This window comes from Polyangium sorediatum, from assembly GCF_029946465.1.
Taxonomy (GTDB): Bacteria; Myxococcota_A; Polyangia; order Polyangiales; family Polyangiaceae; genus Polyangium; species Polyangium fumosum.
Genome location: NZ_JARZHI010000006.1, coordinates 295,494 through 314,103, shown reverse-complemented (window position 1 = coordinate 314,103; position 18,610 = coordinate 295,494). Strand labels below are relative to the sequence as shown.

Below are 18,610 nucleotides of genomic sequence, written 5' to 3'. Positions count from 1 at the left end.
TCGCTACGCGATCTCGCAAAGCGCCGAAGCGCCGCTTTGATCTAGGCCACGAGCACGTGATACGCCGCGCTGACCTCGGCAAACCGCGCGGCGTTCCGATCCCGCGTCGCTGCGGGAGCCGTGACGTGGCGATCAGGATGCAGCTCGATCGCGAGCTTGCGGAAAGCGCGCCGCACCTCGTTTTCGCTGGCCGCTTCCGAGAGACCAAGCTTCGCCAGCGCACGCCGCTTCGCTTCGGGGATCGGGTGGCAAAACCGCGACGACGACGCGCGCGGCGGCTCCCTCCGTGTCTCCTCCTCGGCCTTCGGCGCGCCGGGGTAAAACCTTTGCGCGCGCGCCGGCGCGCGGCGGTAGCGGACCTCGGACGCGGGGACGAGATCCCGCAGACGCGGCCGGCCCACCAGAAAATCACGTGGTTCGAGCGGGTGAATGCGGCGCGCGGCGATCTTCATGGGCCGGGCCGTGTGAAACGCGATGGCCGCGTCCTCTAGCTCGAAGAGCGCGTCGAGCTTCATGCGGAGCTGCACGCGCAGCGCGGCTTCAACGGTCGACGGATCCGCGAGGCGCTCCGCGACGAGGATCTCCCCGCTCGGCCGCGGATCGCCGTCCCCGAGGCGGCGCAGGAGCGCGCGCAACGCCGGCTCACCGAGGAACCCTTCGCGCCGGAGCAGCTCCCCGAGAGGCGGCGCGGGCAAGCTCGACTCCACACCGGAGACGAGGCCCGAGGCCAGGTGGATCTTGTGCCTCGACGACACCGCGCCGGGAGGCGCCCATAGATCGGAGAGCTCGAGCGTGCCCGTTGTCCGCTGGCGATACAGCCTCCCGAGCAGATCCCCGAGCGTCGTCGCCGAGAGCCGGCTGGGCAGGATCATGGGCGTCGGTTACCCAAAGCCTCCGATCGTGGCCAAGTTTTTGTAGGATGCGGCCATGACGCTTCCCGCGCCCGCCGCCGACGTCGCCCGAGCCTCGTTGCTCGGCTTCTCGAGCCGGCTGCGAGATCTGCTCGCCACGCTGGAGTCCGCCGCCCTCGTGGGTCAATCGGAGGTGCGCATGCGCGGGCTCGGCGAGCACCTGCGTTTCGCTTGCCTCGCGCTCCCCTGCGCCGAGGCGCTCGTCGCGCTCGAAGTCGAGACGCTCGGCCGGCTCAGCGTCCCCGTCGTGGCCGATGCCCAAGGCTATCGCCGCGCCACGCTGGAGTTTCTCCCGAGCGGGACGCCCTTCGCCTACCTGCTCGGCGGCGGCGGCGCGCACGCCGCGGAGCTCGGCCCGGACGATCCGATGATCGCCGCCTTGCGCCCCGCGCTCGCGACGAAGCCAACGGCGGGCATCTTCGTCCCGATCCGCATCGGCGAGTCCACGATCGGCGGCGCCGCGCTGCTCGCGGCGGACACGCCGCTCGGCGATCATCACCTGGAGATGGCCGAGCGCCTCGCCGAGGTGCTCGCGTTGACGGTCGAGTCGTTCCGCACCGAGCAGATGATCTTTTCGCTCTTCGCGCGCGCGCTGCCGGACCTGCTCGGCGCGGACGCGCCCACGTCGCTGCGCGAGTCGCTCGCGCAGTACATCCACGCGCTGCGGCTCGGGCCGACGTACAAAGAGCGGCTCCAGCTCGCGCTCGCCGTGGGCAAGCTCTGCGATCGCGGGCCGGCCGAGGCCATGCTCTGCGCCGAGGTGCTCGGCCGCATCGACGCCTACGCGGCCTCGATGGGCGGCATCGCGTCCTACGACGGAACGCCATGACGGAGACGAGCGCAGAGGCGACGAACGAGGCGCGCCGCGTGCGTGTCGCCCTCGTGGACTCGGGCGTGGACACGTCGCACCCGTGGCTCGTGAACGCAGCGCTTCGCTCGCTGCGCGTCGAGCGGAAGGGCGAGGGATACGCGGTCGGTCCCGACGAACCTGTCGATCGTTCGGGCCACGGGACGGCGTGCGCGGGCATCATCCACAGGCTCGCGCCGTTCGCCGAGATCACGAGCGTCTGCGTGCTCTCGCCCGAGGGCCGATGCTCGCGCGACGGGCTGCTCGCGGCGACGCGCTTCTGCGTGCGCGAGGGCTTCGACGTGGTGAACCTGAGCCTCGGCATCGACGTGCCCAAGGGCGCGCCGCTCCGGCCGACCGACTACAAATCGATCGTCGAGCTCTACGAGATCGCGGACATCGCGTACACGGCCGGCGTGGTGCTCGTGGCGTCGGGGCCCAACGCGTCGGCGTTCCGGACCTACCCGGGCCGCTTCAAATCCCTGATCGGCGTGGGACGCGCGTCGTCCGACGATCCGGAGTTCTTGCGAACCGAGATCACGGCCGACTGGGAGATCCTCGCGCCGGGCAACGACGTGCTCGCGCCCGCGCTCGGTGGCGGCGAGCGGAGGTGGACGGGCACCTCGTTCGCCGCGCCCCACGTGGCGGCGCACGTCGCGCGCCTCCGGCGCGACCGATCCGATTTCTCGATCCAGGACATCAAGGCCGCGCTGCACGCGCTCGCGGCCCGGCGGCTCGAACGCGAAGCAGGCCTTCCGCGTGTCTCGCTCCCCCCCGCGCAGATCGATCACGGAGGCGCGCTCTCATCATGATCCGTCCCTTGGACCCCCTTCACGAGGTCTCTTCGATCGCGCGGCTCCTGAAGAGCGCGCCCGCGGAGGAGGCGCACGCCGAGATGGCGCGCCTCGAAGCCCAAGGCCTCGATCCCTTGCGCGCCGCCGCGCGCCTCTTCGCGAAGGGCGCGCTCGGCCAGCGGGAAGGCGCGCTCGACGTGGCGCGCGAGAGCCTGTCCGCGGCGGCCGCGGCGTTCGCGGATCTCGGCGAGACGCGCGCCAGCAAGATCGCGCGGTGCGAGGCGATCCTGGCAGCGGTGCGGCGCGGCCCGCGCGCGGTGTACCGCGAGTCGATCGCGATGCTCGAAGCCCTCACGCGGGAAGCGGACGGCGACGCGCTCGTCGAGGTCGTCGCGACGCACTACCGCGGCGCGGCGGAGCGGCTGCTCGGCGACGCGGCGGCGACGCAGCGCAGCCTGCTCTGGGCGCTCGAACGATCGCAGCCGTTCCTCGACGAACGCGCGAAAATCCTGAACTCGCTCGGGACGCTCTACGTGGTCATGGGCGCGCACGGCGCGGCGCGGGAGCTGCTCGAGCACGCGGCCGAGCTGCACCACCAGCACGGCGACATCATCGGCGAGGCGATCTCCTTCGGGCAGCTCGGCTCGGCCGCGCTCGCGCTCGGCAACCTCGAACGCGCGCGGCATTTCCTGCAGCGACAGGAGTGGCTCTGCTCGCGGGTCGGCGACGTCTTCGGCCAGGCCCGCGCGCTGAACTTCCTCGCGGACGTGGCGAGCGCGCGCGGCCGCCCCGACGACGCCCTCGCCCTCGCGACCCGCGCCCGCGAGATCGCCGCCGCCGCGCGCCCGCCGCTCCGCCTGTGGATCGCCTACGCCACACGCGCGATCGGCCGCGCCCGGATGGACCTCGGCGATACGAACGCGCGCGAGGATCTCGAAGCCGCGGCGACGCTCTTCGGCGAGGTGGGAAACCCGCTCGGCGCCGCGCTCACGAGCTGGGATCGCGCGAGGATCGAGGCACGCACGAGCGCCTCCGTGCCCGAACCTCGGGCGCCCACGAGCTTCTTCGGCCCGGCTTCGCAGCTCGCCGCGCTCGGCCTCTCGGGCCGCGTCGCCGAGGTGTTGCGGGACGATCGGACGTTCTCGGCGGGAGGCGCGCGCGCCTCCGAAAAGGCCATCGCGGCCGCGTCGCAGGGGTTGCCGCACCTCTCCGTGGCCCAGGAGGTGGAGCTCCTCCACGCCGCGCCCGACGAGCTCGCGCGCCTGGCCGAGGCGAAGACCACCGCGCAACGCAACCTCGCCCGCCTCTCCTCCTTTTGCCTCGCCCCGTCAGGCCTCCTCGTGGCAGCCGTGGCGAGCCCGAGCGCGGGCACGGGGCGGCCCTCGTTGCCCTCCGAGCGCAGCGCAGCGGCCGCGATCGCAGACATGCCCGGGATCGTCGTGTGGGCCTGGCTCGCGAGCACGCCGATCGTCGAGGTAGGCCGTGATCTCGCCTCGCTGAAGGTCGCGCTCGGCGGCGATGCGCGGGCGAGGCTCTCCCGCGTCGCGGAGGCGCGTGTCCTCTCGGCGCCGCTCGCGGGTGAGGTCGGGCCTCTCGTCGAGGCGCTGGATCTAGGCCCGATCGTGGCTGCGGCGCTCTCCTTGCCGCCGGCGACGCTCGAGGTCGGCGCGAGCGTCGCGTGGGATCCCGAGGCCGAGGGGCGCGCGGTGATGGCGGGCTTCGCGGTGCGCAGGGATCCCACGGATGGGCCCGCTTGACGTAACGGCGCCTCCCCCTATGTTCCGCGTCGCCGGATGAAAAAACCCGAGACGTTCGAGGTGTGGCTCGCGTCGGCGACGATGATCGCGCCGACGGTGCGGCAGCTCGTGTTCGAACGGGTCGACGATCGGCCTCTCGATCACGACCCGGGGCAATGGATCAACCTCGTCTTGCCGCTCCCTGAGGGAGAGTGTCGCCGCGCGTATTCGATCGCGTCGGCGCCCGACGGATCGAGCCGCTTCGAGGTCGCCGTCACGCGTGTCCCCTGCGGCCCGGGCTCGACGTATTTGCACGATCTTTCCGAAGGCTCCGTCCTCTCGGCGATCGGCCCGCACGGCCTGTTCACGCGCGCGCCGGACGACCCGAGCCCCTCGCTCTTCGTCGGCACCGGGACGGGCGTGACGCCGCTCCGCGCGATGATGCAGGCCGCGCTCGCGTCGGGTTCGAAGGCGCCGCTCTGGCTGCTCTTCGGTGCGCGTTTCGAGGAGGACATCCTCTACCGCACCGAGATGGAGGCCTTCACCCGCGCGCACCCGCACGTGCGGTACACGATCACGCTCTCGCGACCGGGCGAGTCCTGGACGGGCAAAAGCGGGTATGTCCAGACGCACGTCCCTGCCCTGCTCCGCGAGCTCGAAGCGGCGGGCGCGTCTGCTGCGCCGCACGTTTACGTCTGCGGCCTCGAACGCATGGTGAAAGCCGTGCGCGAGCTCTGTCGTCACGAGCTCGGCGTCGACCGCAAGCACGTGCACACCGAGCGGTACGACTGATCGAGCCCTTTCGGGTGTGGCGCGACGAACCTGTACCTACGCGCGTGTTCAAGTCGTTCCCCACGCTCCGGGTCGAGCCACTGGACAGCCGTTTCTGTATGGTGTGCATCGACGGCAAATTCGGCGCCCCTGACTGGAATATCGACCCCGAAAACGCCGCCGCTGCCTGCGCGACGCTGAATCACGCGCCAAAACGAGCTCTGAGGGGCCGCCCGTAGGGATCCTCGACCGAGCGCGCAGACGCGCGCCGAAATGCGGCGCGCTCGGTGGACGAAGGCTGGCCCCGAAGCTATAAAATTTCCATGTTACGTCCAATGTTGGATCTTGGCGAAGCTTTCTCTATGCGAGGAGGGGTCATGCGTTTCGTCTTGCTGGCTCAGGTGGCGGGTGCGGCGTTGTTTTTGGCTGGATGCCCGGGGGATCAGCAGGTCGAACCCACCGGCGGCGCGACAGGCTGCCCGGCCGGCCAGGTCTGTCCCCCGGGGACGGGCGGCGGCGGAGGCAACGGCGGTGACGGCGGTGACGGCGCCGGCGGCTCGGGCAACGGCACCGCGCAAGGCGGCAGCGGGCAAGGCGGCAATGGCGCGGGCGGCGCGGGCGCCGGCAATGGCTCCGGCGGCGCGGGCGGCAATGGCTCCGGCGGCGCGGGTGGCAATGGCTCCGGCGGCGCGGGCGCGGGTGGCTCGGGCGGAAGTGGCGGAAATGCGGCCGTTTGCGAGCCGCTCAAGGCCGACGTCGACCTCAAGCTCGTCGAAGCGACGAAATGTTACCCGCTGCAGCCCGAAATCGCACAGTGCCAGGAGATCATCGCGGGCCCCTGCTGCCCCATCAGCGTGCTCGCCCAGGATCTGCCCGAGGTCGTCGCTTACAAGGAGGCGCTCAACAAGTACGAGAACGCCGACTGCGACGCGGCTTGCCCCCCGATTCCCTGCCCGGCAATGCCCCAGTTCAAGTGCACGGCGAACGAAAACGACCCGACCACGGGCGCCTGCACGCCGGTCACGCCCTGACAGCGCCGGGCACCTCCCTGCCGCGCTCCCCTGCCCCTTCGTCTTCGCCCCCGCCGCGCGTCGACGAAGGGGCAGGCGTTTTTATACCGCCTCCGCGCCGGCCGATGATTCGATGACGAGCGCCGCTCACGACCGGGGGGCGCACGAGGAGTTCCCATGACCCCGCATGATTCCCTCTACGAGCAAGCCGCTCGTGCCCTCGAAACCGCGCGCGCGCTCGTCATCGCGGCGGGCGCGGGCATGGGCGTCGACTCGGGTCTGCCAGATTTTCGCGGCGACGAGGGATTCTGGCGTGCGTACCCGCCGTACAAGGACCTCGGCCTCGGCTTCTCGTCCCTCGCGAATCCGCGCTGGTTCGCGAAGGATCCCACCCTCGCCTGGGGTTTTTATGGTCACCGCCTCGAGCTCTACCGCAAGACGCAGCCGCATGACGGCTTCAGGGTGCTCGCGCGGCTCGCGCGCAGGATGGACGACAGTTGCTTCGTTTTCACATCCAACGTCGACGGTCAGTTCCAGCGCGCAGGCTTCGACCCCGCGCGCATCGTCGAGTGCCACGGCGCCATCGATTTCATGCAATGCACGCGCGCCTGCGGCGCCGGAGTCTTCCCCGCCGATCCCTACACGGTCGAAGTGGATCCGACGTCATTCCGCGCCAAGGAGCCGCTTCCAGTCTGCCCACGTTGCGGGGCGATGGCCCGGCCCAACGTGCTCATGTTCGGCGACGGAGGCTGGGACGCGAGCCGCACCGACGCGCAGGAGGAGAGGCTCGGGGCGTGGCTCGTGTCGATCCGGGGCGAGGCGCGCGGTCGCGTGGTCGTGATCGAATGCGGCGCCGGCACGGCCATCCCCACGGTTCGTCATTTCAGCGAACGAATCGTCACGAGCCTCGGCGGCCTGCTCGTACGCATCAACGTCCGCGAGCCCGAGGTCCCCGCGGGGCACGTGGGCCTGCCCCTCGGGGCCCGCGCGGCGCTGACCGAGATCCTGGCGCGCATCAAGCCCCACGCAAAGGGCTGACCTGCGCGACGCGCATTCGATGGCGCGATTGTTGGGAGCTCAAAAGAACGAGCGGCGGCATCCCGGGGGACGCCACCGCTCACCTCAACCCGGCGTGAACGCGCTGCCCGTCCAGCGGAGCGTCAGGGGTTTGCCGGTCGGCGGGAGCTCGACGTCGATCGAGACGAGCTTCGGCGGTTTGCCCTCACCGTCGGGCACGAGCGCATCGACACGAACCTTCGTCGCGCGCGCGGGCGCGAGCTCTTCGGGGCGCGCGAGGCGGAGGGAGATCGGCGACTTCTCCGCGAGGCCAAAGCGGAGCGCGTAGAGGCCCACGCCCGCCGCGGCGACGTCGGGGCCGAGGGGGTCCTCGGTCTTGTCGCGCAGGAGCTTCACGTCGAGGGCGAGCGCGCCCGCAGGGGCACGGACGAGCGCGACCACGGCGGCATTCGGGTACGGGAGCTCCAGTGAGGCGCGCGCGAGGCGATCCGTGTCCGACTCCGAGAGCCCTTGCTGGCCGCACCCCTCCGCGAGCAGGACATGCGCGAGGTAGCCCGCGAGCCTGCCGAGCGTCTCGTCCCCCGCGCGGCCGCCCGTCTGCGCGACCCGCGCGAGCATGCGGTGCGCGATGTCGAGCCGACCCGCGCCCGCATGCGCGAGCGCGAGGCGGATCACGGCCGCAGGCTCCTCGGGGACGAGCTCTTCGAGCACCGCGTAGGCCAGAGAGGCGTCGTCGAAGAAGCCTTCGTTGCGAAGGCGATCCCCGAGGAAGGCGCGCGCCCAGGGGTCTCGCGGGGCGCGCTCGGAGAGCTCGCCAAACGTCCGGCGCGCCTCCGCTTCGTCGCCGATGCGCAGGAGCGCCGACGCCGCGTCCGCGAGCAAGCCCGCGTCGGCAAACGGATCACGGCGAGCGCGGCGGATCTCCTCCGAGAGCTCGGCTTTCATATCGAGCGCTTCGAGCAACGCGAAGAGCCTTCGCCGGAGCCGCGCGTCGTGCGGCGCAATCCCGAGGAAGCGGCGCACGACCGCGAGCCGCCCCTTGTCGCCGTCCGCCGCGCGGTACTGCTTCCGGAACGTGCCCACGGGGTACCGCTCGCTGCCCACGAGCTCGCGCTTGATCGCGTAGAGCTCCTCGGGGCTCTGCGCGCGGCGGATCGCCTCGCGCCGGAGCAGCGCGGCCGCGTCGCTCTCGCCGAGCAGCTCGAGCCGCCCCGCGACGCCTACACGCGCGAGGCCGTTCGGCTCGTTCACGAGGATGAGCTCGAGCAGCGCACGGCGATCGGTCCACGTGGGCAGCTCGCACGACTGCTTCGCCTCGACGTACACCACGTCGGCCTGGCTGCGTTCGAGTCGCTCGCGCCACACGCCGCGGCGGAGCGGCATCGGCAGGAACGAGGTCGGCGAGCACTTGCGGCCCCGCAGCGTCGCGCGCGGCGGCGGCAAGCCGAGCGTGCGCGTCACCTCGATCAACACGGTGAGCCCACTCGCGGGGAAGATCATCCCGCGCACGACGACCTCGACGCATCGGTTGAGCGCGTCGTCGTCCGCGCCGGCGACGCCCTTCACGCGGACCTTGTCGGCGCGGCCTTCGCCGTCGATCGAGAAGTTCACGTCGAGTTTGCCCGAGAGCTCCGGCCGGAGCGCCGCGCGCGAGTCGCGACACGCGCGGACCGAAGGGCCCGCCTCGTCGAGGAGCCTCGCAGCGGCCTCGGCCACCGCGGCCTTGTAGGCGGCCTCGTCGTCCTTGTCCTCGGCCGACTCGGTCTCCTGCGGGACGTTCATGAGCGTCCCGGCCGCCGCGCGCGGCGTGGCAAACGCCGCCGAGAAGCCGGACTCGGGCCCGGCCGAGAGGTCGAGGATGCGCGTCTGCAAGAGCGACGGCGGGTAGACGCGCGGGCCGCCGATCACGAAGCCGGTCCACGGCGTGAGCAGGCCGGCACGCAGGGCCACGTCGGTCGCGGCCTCCCGCCCCTTGCCCTTCAGCGCGATCTCCTCGACGCGCGCCGCGGCCCAGCGCCGCGCCACGTCCTGCTCGCGGAGCGCGCGCTCCACGACGACGGGCCGCTTCTCCTCGTGCACGCCGCGCGCATCCCGGTACCGAAGCGTGATCGAGCGCGGCGGATCCCCGCGCACGCGCCCCACCGCGAAGACCGTCTCGCCGGCTGTGATCGCGCGGGCCGAGCGCGGGTAGATGCGATCGACCTCGGTCCCGAACACGACCTCGACGCCCGCCACCGCAGGCTGGAGCGCCTCGGCGATGAGCTCGGTCGCGACGCGCGCGGCGTCGGTCGTGTCCGCGATCTCGAGCAGCGGCCCCGAACCGCGCACCAGGCTCGCGAGCGCGAACCGGTTCACGAGCGGCCCGACGCCCACGGCCCCGAGGCGCGGCGCCCCGCCCTGCCGGCGCGCGAGCCGCGCCTGGATTCGATCGACCGTTGGATCTCCAACGGTCGGCCAGCCGTCGCCCACGTAGATCACCATGCCCGCAGGCGCGTCGGCCGGAAGCGCGTCCGCACCGGCTTCGAGGGCGCGGCCGAGATCCGTCGCGCCGCCTGTCGAGATCTGCCCGAGCGCATCGCGGATCGCCTTGCGGCGCGCCTCGTCCACCGGGCCGATCGCGGCCGGGCCGAGGGGACGCACGGTCTGATCGGCGGCCAGCACGACCACCTTGTCGCGCGCCCCGAGGCCCGAGAGCACCGCGTCGACGAGCGCACGCTCCGCATCGAGCAGCGCCGGCTCCACGCTCGACGAGACATCGAGCACGAGCGCGAGCGTGACCCCGTCCTCGGCGCGCGCCTCGGGCACCTCGGTGCGCACGAGGATCGTCGAGGCCGGATCGTCCTCGTCTCCCTCGAACGGCGGCGCCACGAAGAGCCGCGCGGGCGCCGACGAAGGCTCGATCGCGACGTCCACCACGAGGTCCGCGGTCGGCCGATAATCGGGCCGCCGCACCTCGACGGTGCTGCCCGTCACGCGCGCGCCGAGCCCTGCGCCGATCGACTTCGGGCTCGACTGCGTCGCGTCGATCTTCGCGGAAAACTCGCCGATGAGCGGAGGCGCGGCGTCCGAGACCATGGGGTAGCGGTACTGCACGACCCAGGTCCCGTCGCCCTTCGGCCGGGGCGAGAGCCACTCGACGTACCGGACAATCACCTGCACCGTCGCGCCGGGCGAGATGCTCGGGATCGTCGCGCGGACCCAGCCTTCGCCGGCCCACTCGAGCACCTCGCCGCCCGAGCTGGAGCTCCCCGGGCCGCGCAGTTCGCGCGTGGCGAGCGCGATGTGGCCCTCGTTCACGTTGCCACCACGCACGGAGGCGAAACGCGCGACGATCGCGCCCGGCGGGATCGCGAGGCGATAATCACCCGTCACGGAGGTGCTGCCGGCGTTGAAGAACGTCGTCCGCACCTCGGTCTCGGCGAGCTCCCGCGCGACGGTCGCCTCCACGTCGTGCGCGCGGATCGTGAGCGGGGAGCCGGCGTCTCCGGGTTTGTCCGGCCGACCCCACAGCTCACCGACGGCCCTCCGCGGCGCGCCCTTCGCGCCCCACGGCGCGGCCATCCCACCGGTCCAGTCGTCGTAACCGCGCTCGGGCGCGATCTCGACCTTGCTGCCGTCCACCGTGGCCGTCTCGCCCGCGCGCACCGTCTTCTCGGCGCCGCCCGCGCGCACCGTGATCTCCTCGGTCGCCGCGTAGAGCTTCGCGCTCGCCGGGCGCTCGCGCGAGCGCTCGATGCCGGTGTTCGCTCCGCTGACGATGCCCGTCGCCTCGCCGAGTTCGATCTCGGTCCGCGCGCCGAGCGCGCCCTGCACGAAGATGCGCCCGTGTTCGAGGGCCACGCCCTTCTGCGTGATGCGCAGGCTCGTCGCTCGATCGAGCACGAGGCCCGTGCCGTCGTCGAGGCGCAGGCGCGCGCGGCCGTCGGCATCAGTCTTGACGACGTCTCCCTCGGAGAGCCGCCGCGTCTTGTGCACGGGCGCGCCCGCGGCGGTCACCGAGGCGTGCACCGCTTGCAGATCGGCCACCGTCGGCACGAGCGGCTGGCTCGGCATCCGCTCGCCTTGCCCGCGCAGCAGGACGACCGTTACAAGGATGACCACGATCGAGCTCACGATCGCGAAGAGCGCGGGCGGGATGCTCCCGCCTCCGGACGGCAGGGGCGGAGGCGGGGTCCGCCGGATCTGCTCCTGCGCGCGCGGATCACTCACGGGGAGCCACTCGGCCGTGTCGAGCTTCTCGCCGCGCGTGACCACGATGATCCGACGCTCTTTCGTGCGCGGAGGCTCAGGCGCAGCGGCCGCGGGCGCGTCGTCGTCGTGCTCATCATCGTCGTCGTCGCTTCCGCTTCCGCCTTCGCTTCCGCTTCCGCTTCCGCTTCCGCTTCCGCTTCCGCTTCCGCCTCCGCTTCCGCCTTCGCTTCCGCTTCCGCTTCCGCTTCCGCCTCCGCTTCCGCCTTCGCTTCCGCTTCCGCTTCCGCTTCCGCCTGCGCTCGCAGTTTCGTCTCCGCTTTCGCTCGCGCGCGCGCTCTCCTCTGCGCTGCCCGTGGGTTCTTCGGGACGAACGGCTGCCTCTCCGGCCGCCTTGCTCGCTTCCTCGGAGGGCGTGCTGTTCACGTCTTGCTCTTCTCGTCGCTCGTCGCTCACGGCTCGACCTCCCGGGCCTCACCCTTCGAGATGGCGAACGCCCGCACCGGCTTGCCGCCGCGCGCGAAGCGGATCGATTGCTTCACGATGGTCTCGCCGTCCTCCCCTTCGTCGAAGACGATCGTCAGGATCGCCTCCGCGCCGAGCCGCGCGGCGTGCTCCACGTCCTCCCCTTCGAGCCGCACCTCCACGCGTGCGTCGGGGCGCATCGGCAGGAGCACCTGCGCGATGCCCAGCGTCACGTCGCCTTCCGGCGCAGGCATCTGCGTGCCGAGACCGTTCGTCCAGAGCGACGGGTGGAACTCGGGGTGCGACCACGTCAACGAGACCCGCGCCCCGCGCGGCGCCTTGCCGGCCGCGCGTTCGGTCGAGATCACCCGCAGGAGCCGCGCGCGCAGCGTCTGCTCCTCGTCCTTCTTGCCGTTCTTCTGCGCGAGGAGCCGGCCCCACGCGAGGTACGTCGCGGCGAACGCGCGCGCCGTCACGGCCGGGCTCTGCTCCGCGTCGGGCGCGCCGGCCGCGCCGCCCTTCTCGGTCCACTTGATCGCCTCTTCGAGCTTGCCCATGCCCTCGGCGGCGGCCGCGAGCAGGAGCGAGACGCTCGTGTCGTCGGGCGCGAGCCGCGCCAGCGTCTCGTACTGCCGCGCCGCGTCCGCGTACCAACCGTGGGCCCTCAAAAGATCGCCGAGCCTGCGCCGCGCGACCGGATCGTCGGGAGCGAACTCCACGATCTCGCCGAACGACCGCCGCGCCTCGGCCTCGTACGCGGCCTTCTTGCCCGCGTCGGCCTCCTTCGCCGCGAGGCGCATGTAGAGCTCGCCGACCGCGGTCCGCACCCGCGCGTCCGCGTCGGGCCTCGACCGCAACGTCCTGCCGAGCTCACGCGCGCCCGCGTCGTCCGACGCATCCTCCAGCATGTCGAGCAGGCGCAGCGCGAGCGCAAAATCGTCCGGCCACTGCGCCACGAGCTCCCGCACCTTCTTCACCCGCTCGTCGGGAGACTTCGTGTCCTTGATGAGCTTCTCGAGGAGGCTCGGATCCATCGTCTTCAGGCCGAGCGCCGCGTGCAGCTCGCGCATCTCCTGCGCCGTGCGCACCCGCGCGAGGATCCCGCGGTAGAGCGCGTCGGCCACGCCGAGATCCGTGAACATCACGCGCCAGAGCGACACCTTCGCGCCGATCGACGGCATCGCGTCGAGCATGAGCGACACGAGCTTCGACCTCTCCCGCCACGTCGGCGCCTCGCACGCCGAGAGCGCCGCGCGGTAAACCGATCGCACGCCCTGCGCGTTACCCGCGGCGCGCCCGAACCGCTCGCGCCACAAGCCTACGCGCTCCTCGAACGGAACGAGCGCGGCGCCGCTGCACGGCGACGCCTGATGCGGCACGTCGCCCACGTGCACCACGATCGTCGTGCCCGTGAGGCCGGAGGCGCGCTTGGCCTTCTCCGCGGGCTTCTGATCCTCATCGGCCTTGGGGATGTCCTCCCCGGCAGACGGCTTGCCACTCAGGTCCCCGCCCGCGAGCGGATCCCCTGGTGCATTCGACTGCTTCGTCGAGCCGAACGGCAGCGACGGCGCGGGCTGCGGTACAGGCGGACGTGCCGCCGGCGCGGCCGTCGCCGCGGCGCTCGGCATCGCGATCGGCGCCTCCATGATCTTCGGCGGCGCGCTCTTGTGCTGTCCACCGAGCCGGCCCTGCCCCGAGCCAAAGCCTTGCCCCGTGCCCGTGCCCGCGCCGTGCCCGATCGTCCCGATGGAACCGAGTCCGATCCCTTCGCCTCGTCCGCCGCCACCCTCGGCGACGCCCGAAAGCCCGAGGCCGCCGGCGCCGAACCCGTCGCCGATCGTGTTGCCCCACTGGTTGCCGACGGCGGAGGTCGGCTCACTCGCGAGCGAGTCGTCGCGCCCCCACGGCGCCGTCGGCGCGTTCGGATCGCCGCCCGCGCCCGTGTTCAGCATGCCGATCATCCCGAACTCGGCTGCGTCACGCAGCGCGGCTTGCCGCGCGATGTGCGGATCGGCGTTGTCCGCGGGCCCTTGCACGCCGTAGCGGTTGCCCGTCGAGCGCGAGACCGGGTTCCCCATCGATCCCTCTTCGCCCTTCGCGCGCGTGCCCGTGCCGCCTTCCTTGTTGTCGGCGTTCGGCGCAGCCGCGACCTCCGCGGCCGCGACGCTGACTTCCTCTTCCTCGTCGTCGACGTCCGCCTTGATGATCGGCGTCCAGCCCATCCGCCGCTTCGTCTCGACGAGGCTGCGCGCCATGCCCTTCTTGCGCTCGAGCTCCGCGCGCTCCTCCGGCGTCATCTCGTTCTTCGTCGGCACGTAGAGCGACGTGACCGGCGTGATGATCGCGTGCCGCGAGCCGAGATCCACCATCGCCGCGCGCCCCGTCGCCTCGGCCATCATCTGCATCAGGCGCCCTTCCGCCCAGCGACGCCGCAGATCCCCCTCGTCCTCGATCCGTGTCACCTGCAGGTTCGTCTTGACCGTACCCGCGGGCCCCGTCAGCGAAACCGACGTCGGCAGCCCCGCCGTCGTCACGCGGCCGATCACCGCGATGCTCTCGTCCGCCACGAGCGCGCCGAGATCCCGCGGGAAAATGCGCTCCACCGTCGGACCGAGATCCACCTGCGCGCCCAGCCAAACCGGACGCTCAGCATGTTCGAGCAGCCGAAGCGCCACGCGCGCCGCGGCGTTCGCGTCGGCCACGCGCTCGGCAAACCCGCCCCGCGCGAGGCCTTCGAGCAACGCCATATCCGCCTCGTCGCCCACGCCCACGCCGAACATCCGCACCGGCCTCGGCAGCTTCGCCATCCGATCGCGAAGCTCCTGCAGCCTGAGCTCGCCGACCGTGGGCGCGCCGTCGCCGACGTACACCACCGCGCCGCGCCGCGCCGGATCGAGCAGCGCCGCGGCCTGGCTCAACATCGCCCCGAGATCCGTCGCGCCGCCTCGCTCGATGCGCGACATCCGCGCGAGCACCTCGCGCCGCCCCGCCTCGTCGATCGGCGCGAGCCCCTCCTTGCCCGGCACGACCGGCACGAGCGACGTGTCCCCGCCGAACACGCCCACCCGATCGTCCTTGCCGAGGTGCGCGAGCAGCGCCGCCGTCGTCGCGCGCGCGATCGCGAGCGACGGCGCGTCCGTCGCGGCCGACGTGTCGATCACGATCGCCAGATCGAGCCCGCCCTTCGCGAGCGGCACGTCCGCGGATCGCACCGGCACGATGACGTAGTCGGCCTCCGTCTTCGCGCGTTGCATCGCGTCCGCGCGCTCCGACGGCGGCACCGTCTCGGGATCCATCGTGTGCGGCGCCGTGTAGCCGCGTGGCGCGACGAGGCCGTCGTCGAAGAGCTCGATCGCGAGATCGGCCCTCGGCACGAAGTCCTGCGCGCGCACCGTGATCGTCCCGCCCTCGCGCACGCCGCTCATGCCCGTGCGCACCTCGCGCGCGCCCGCCCGCGCGAGATCGATCGTGGCCGTCAACTCCTCGATGTGCGGCAGCGACCCCTCGGCGCCCTCGGCGGCCATCGGGTACACGTAGAGCCGGCGTTCACCGCGCGCGCCCGTGCGTCCGAGCCACTCGGCATAACGCACCACGACACGCCGCGATTGTCCGGGCAAGAGCGGGTAGAGCCGCGCCTTGTACACGCCCGGCGCCTCCCACTCGAGCAGCGCCGGATCCTCCTTGCTGCCCTCGTAGACGTTCGCCTGGTACTGCGCGGCGGCGGCCGCCTTCTCTTTGACGTACCCCCAGAACACCACGCCGTCGCGATCCACGCCGAACTTGTGCAGCGTCGCGCCCGCGGGCGTGCGGAACCGATACACGCCCTCGACCGTCGCCGAGCTCGGGTTGAAGAAGACCTCGTCGACCTCGGTGATCGCGAAGTCGTCCTGGATCGACACACGCACGTCGAGCCTCTGGATCGCGAGCGGGAAGCGCGGCGCGCCTTGCTCGCCCGGGCGACGCGCGCCCACCGTGCCCACGCCGTACGGCGAAGGTTCGGCGGAGCGATCCGTCGTCGCGAGGCCGCCCGTCCAGTCCTCCCACGTGAGCACCGGCGACGTCTTCGCCGTTGGCTCGCCCTTGTGGGGTTCGAGCGTGAGCCGCTCGCCGGCCGTCGCGCGCCCCGCGCCGTCCGTGCGCACCTCGCCGGCAAGCACGTACACGTCCGACGCGCCGTCCTTCTGCGCCACGTCGATGCTCGCCCGCACGTGCGCGAGGTGCAGCGGCCCGGTCGGCGTCCGCAGCTCGGTCGTGATCGTCGCGGGCGTGTCCACGAAGACACGCCCGTGCTTGATGTCGATCACGTCGGCGTGGAGGACGAGCTCCGCGGGGCCTCGGATGAGCAGCGTCGCGCCCCCGTCGCGCCGGAGCCACGCGAGCCCGTTCTCCTGCACCCGCACCACCTCGCCGTCCACGAGCCTTTCTCGCGGGTACGGAGGCCGTTCCGGCTCGCCGGGCGGCGCGACCAGGACGTCGCGGCGGACCGTCCGCAGCTCGGCCCAGGTCTGGGATCGTGGCAGGAGCGGGCGCTCCGGTTCACGACACGCGGTGAGCAGCCCCGGACAAACCAAGGCGAAGAACGCCAGCACCACGAGGGCGAGGCGCGAACGAGCGCGGTACGAGGACATCCTGGGGTGCCTCCACATCGAAAGGAATGCGAAGGCACAGGCGCGCCCCCGATCCTGTCGAGAAGACTCTACCAGGACACCCGAGCTGGGATTTGGTTCCTTTTGAGATGGGATCGCGAGGGAGGGGCGAGGAGCGAGGCGAAGACGTCACCCCGCTCCTCGTCGAGCCTGCTCAGGGCGGGGGGGCCGCCTGGCTCTTCTTCGCCGACTTCAGGATGTTGAACTCGACGCGGCGGTTCTTCTGGCGGCCAGCGGACTGCTTGTTGTCGGCGACCGGCTTGTCGGGCCCGTAGCCCTTCGCCTGGATCCGCGTCTTGTCGATGCCCTTGTCGATCAGGTACTTGACCACGGCATCCGCGCGCTTCTGCGACAGCGCCCGGTTCTCCTCCGTCTTGCCCACGTTGTCCGTGTGGCCCGCGACCTCCACGAGGAAGATCTCCTTGTGGATTTCGAGCACGCTCGCGACCGCGTTGAGCACGGCGAAGCTCGTCGCGCCCTGGATCTTGTCGCTGTTCGTGGCGAACTCGACGCGCTGGAGGATCTTGATGTCGTCGTCCGTGATCGTGACGAGCGACGGGCCCTTGTCCGGGCAGCCGTCGGTGTCCTCGAAGCCGTTGAGGTTCTCCGGCTGCTTCGGGCACTTGTCCTTGTCGTCCGGGATGCCGTCCTTGTCCGAGTCCGGCGACTCGTCGGGGCAGCCGTCCTCGTCCTTGAAGCCGTTGTAGACCTCCGGCTGATCGATGCACTCGTCGGAATCGTCGTTGATCTTGTCACCGTCGTTGTCCGGATCCGGGCAACCGTCGGTGTCGGCGAAGCCGTCGGTGTCTTCCGGCTGATCCGGGCAGCCGTCGGCCTTGTCGGCGACGCCGTCCTGATCCTTGTCCGGGCAGCCGTAGAACTCCTTCACGCGCATCTTGCCGAAGTCGTCGGGGCACTTGTCGTCCGCGTCCCCGATGCCGTCCTTGTCGCGATCCGGCAGCTCGTCGGGACAGCCGTCGTCGTCATTCAGGCCGTTGATCGTCTCCGGCTTGAGCGGGCACTTGTCCTTGACGTCGGGGACCTTGTCCTGATCGTTGTCGTCTTCGAGGCAGCCGTCGTCGTCCTCGAAGCCGTCGATGTCCTCGGCGATCGACGGGCACTTGTCGTCCTTGTCGTTGATGCCGTCGCCGTCCTCGTCGCCGACCTCCGCGACGAACGCGATGCCGCCGAGCGCGCGGAAGAGCGGCACGCCCACGCCTTGCAACACGCCGCCGCCGCCGCCGACCGTGAAGGCGAGCGGCAGGCTGAGCGGCGTGATCTGAAGGGCGCCGTCGACCTCGAGCGAGTTCGTCCCGTTCTGCGAGCTGAACTTCGTGCCGCCGAAGCCCTCGGCGATCACGCGGACCGTCGGGCTCACCCGGTAGCCGAGCGCCGCGCCGTAGCGGAACTCGAAGGGACCGACCGTCGTCGTGCCGAGCCGCGCCTCGGGGCGGTAGACGCCGCGCAGGTTCAGGCCGAACGACAACGCGCCGAACGAGCCGTCGAAGATCAGCCGACCGCCGGCCGTGATCGGCGTGCTGTTGCCGATGTACTTGTCCTTCGCCGTGATCGTCCCGAGCGGCGCCGACACGTCCACGGCACCGCCGAGCACCACGGCGCTGTTCTTCGGGTCGCCGTAGAAGCGGAACTTGCCTTCGAGCGTCGCGTCGCCGACGCCGAACGCCTTGAGCCCGTTCGGATCGGGCCCGCCCGTGTCGAGGTTGATGCCCGAGCCGCTCACGTACATCACGGGCAGGCGCAGGCCGATCTGCACGACCGGCACGGGCGTCAGCGACGCGAGCACGTCGGCCGTGAACATGTCGCTGATGACCGCGACGTCCTGGAGCTGCGCGTTCGGCGAGGCGCAGTCCGCCTGCGCCCTACAGCTCTTCACCACGAACGGTTTGTTCGCGTAGTTCACCATCAGGCCCGCGGTGAAGCCCATCGCGGCGTCCATGCGAGCGCCCGCGACCGTGAGGTAGTTCTTCGAGCCCGGCACGGGTTCGAACCGCTGGACGGAGAACTCTCCCTCCTTGGCGCCCCCCGCGGAGCTCTCCTGGGCCAGCGCGGCGGTCGGAACGAGCGAGACGGAGAGAAGTCCCAGAAGAGTCAGCAGCCTTGGCGATAGTCGCGTTCTCATCAACCCTCTTGGCGCGGACAGCAGACCGGCACGTTGGGAACGGCGGTACACGAGAATTGCAGGAATAGAAGACCGTCCAGAGCGC

The 18,610-nt window shown here is 71.5% G+C and carries 10 protein-coding genes; 6 read left to right on the top strand and 4 right to left on the bottom strand.

Annotated elements, in window-relative coordinates:
• Nucleotides 1-41: 41 nt before the first annotated feature.
• A complete protein-coding gene (locus QHF89_RS10590; RefSeq protein WP_136965541.1) occupies nt 42-872 on the bottom strand; it encodes a J domain-containing protein in 831 nt (276 codons plus the stop codon).
• Nucleotides 873-927: 55 nt separating this feature from the next.
• Between QHF89_RS10590 and QHF89_RS10585 the strand changes: the two genes are divergently transcribed.
• From QHF89_RS10585 to QHF89_RS10560, 6 genes are all read left to right on the top strand, one after another.
• On the top strand, nt 928-1,740 hold the full coding sequence (locus tag QHF89_RS10585) for a hypothetical protein (RefSeq protein WP_136965542.1): 813 nt from the start codon (nt 928-930) through the stop codon (nt 1,738-1,740).
• Nucleotides 1,737-2,570 carry a S8 family serine peptidase gene (locus QHF89_RS10580; RefSeq protein WP_136965543.1) on the top strand — a complete coding sequence of 278 codons (834 nt, stop codon included), beginning with the start codon at nt 1,737-1,739 and terminating at the stop codon, nt 2,568-2,570. Before QHF89_RS10585 ends, QHF89_RS10580 begins: the two co-directional genes overlap by 4 nt.
• Nucleotides 2,567-4,309, top strand: a complete 1,743-nt coding sequence (locus tag QHF89_RS10575) for a tetratricopeptide repeat protein (protein WP_136965544.1) — start codon at nt 2,567-2,569, stop codon at nt 4,307-4,309. The genes QHF89_RS10580 and QHF89_RS10575 overlap by 4 nt, the downstream gene beginning before the upstream one ends.
• Nucleotides 4,310-4,345: 36 nt before the next feature.
• The gene (locus QHF89_RS10570; protein WP_136965545.1) at nt 4,346-5,080 is read left to right on the top strand and encodes a ferredoxin--NADP reductase; all 735 of its coding nucleotides are present in this window, start codon (nt 4,346-4,348) and stop codon (nt 5,078-5,080) included.
• Nucleotides 5,081-5,436: 356 nt separating this feature from the next.
• Complete coding sequence (locus QHF89_RS10565) at nt 5,437-6,090, top strand: hypothetical protein (protein ID WP_284720339.1); 654 nt, start codon at nt 5,437-5,439, stop codon at nt 6,088-6,090.
• Nucleotides 6,091-6,246: 156 nt separating this feature from the next.
• Nucleotides 6,247-7,107 carry an SIR2 family NAD-dependent protein deacylase gene (locus QHF89_RS10560; protein ID WP_136965546.1) on the top strand — a complete coding sequence of 287 codons (861 nt, stop codon included), beginning with the start codon at nt 6,247-6,249 and terminating at the stop codon, nt 7,105-7,107.
• A gap of 84 nt (nt 7,108-7,191) precedes the next feature.
• On the opposite strand, the gene QHF89_RS10555 is transcribed toward QHF89_RS10560, so the two are convergent.
• The 3 genes from QHF89_RS10555 to QHF89_RS10545 form a co-directional block, all read right to left on the bottom strand.
• Entirely contained in the window at nt 7,192-11,730 is a 4,539-nt protein-coding gene (locus QHF89_RS10555; protein ID WP_136965547.1) for a VIT domain-containing protein, read from the bottom strand.
• The gene (locus QHF89_RS10550; RefSeq protein ID WP_284720338.1) at nt 11,727-16,367 is read right to left on the bottom strand and encodes a VIT domain-containing protein; all 4,641 of its coding nucleotides are present in this window, start codon (nt 16,365-16,367) and stop codon (nt 11,727-11,729) included. The genes QHF89_RS10555 and QHF89_RS10550 overlap by 4 nt, the downstream gene beginning before the upstream one ends.
• 172 nt (nt 16,368-16,539) lie before the next feature.
• Nucleotides 16,540-18,525, bottom strand: coding sequence for an OmpA family protein (locus tag QHF89_RS10545; RefSeq protein WP_136965549.1), 1,986 nt, complete (start codon nt 18,523-18,525; stop codon nt 16,540-16,542).
• Between the last annotated feature and the right edge of the window lie 85 nt (nt 18,526-18,610).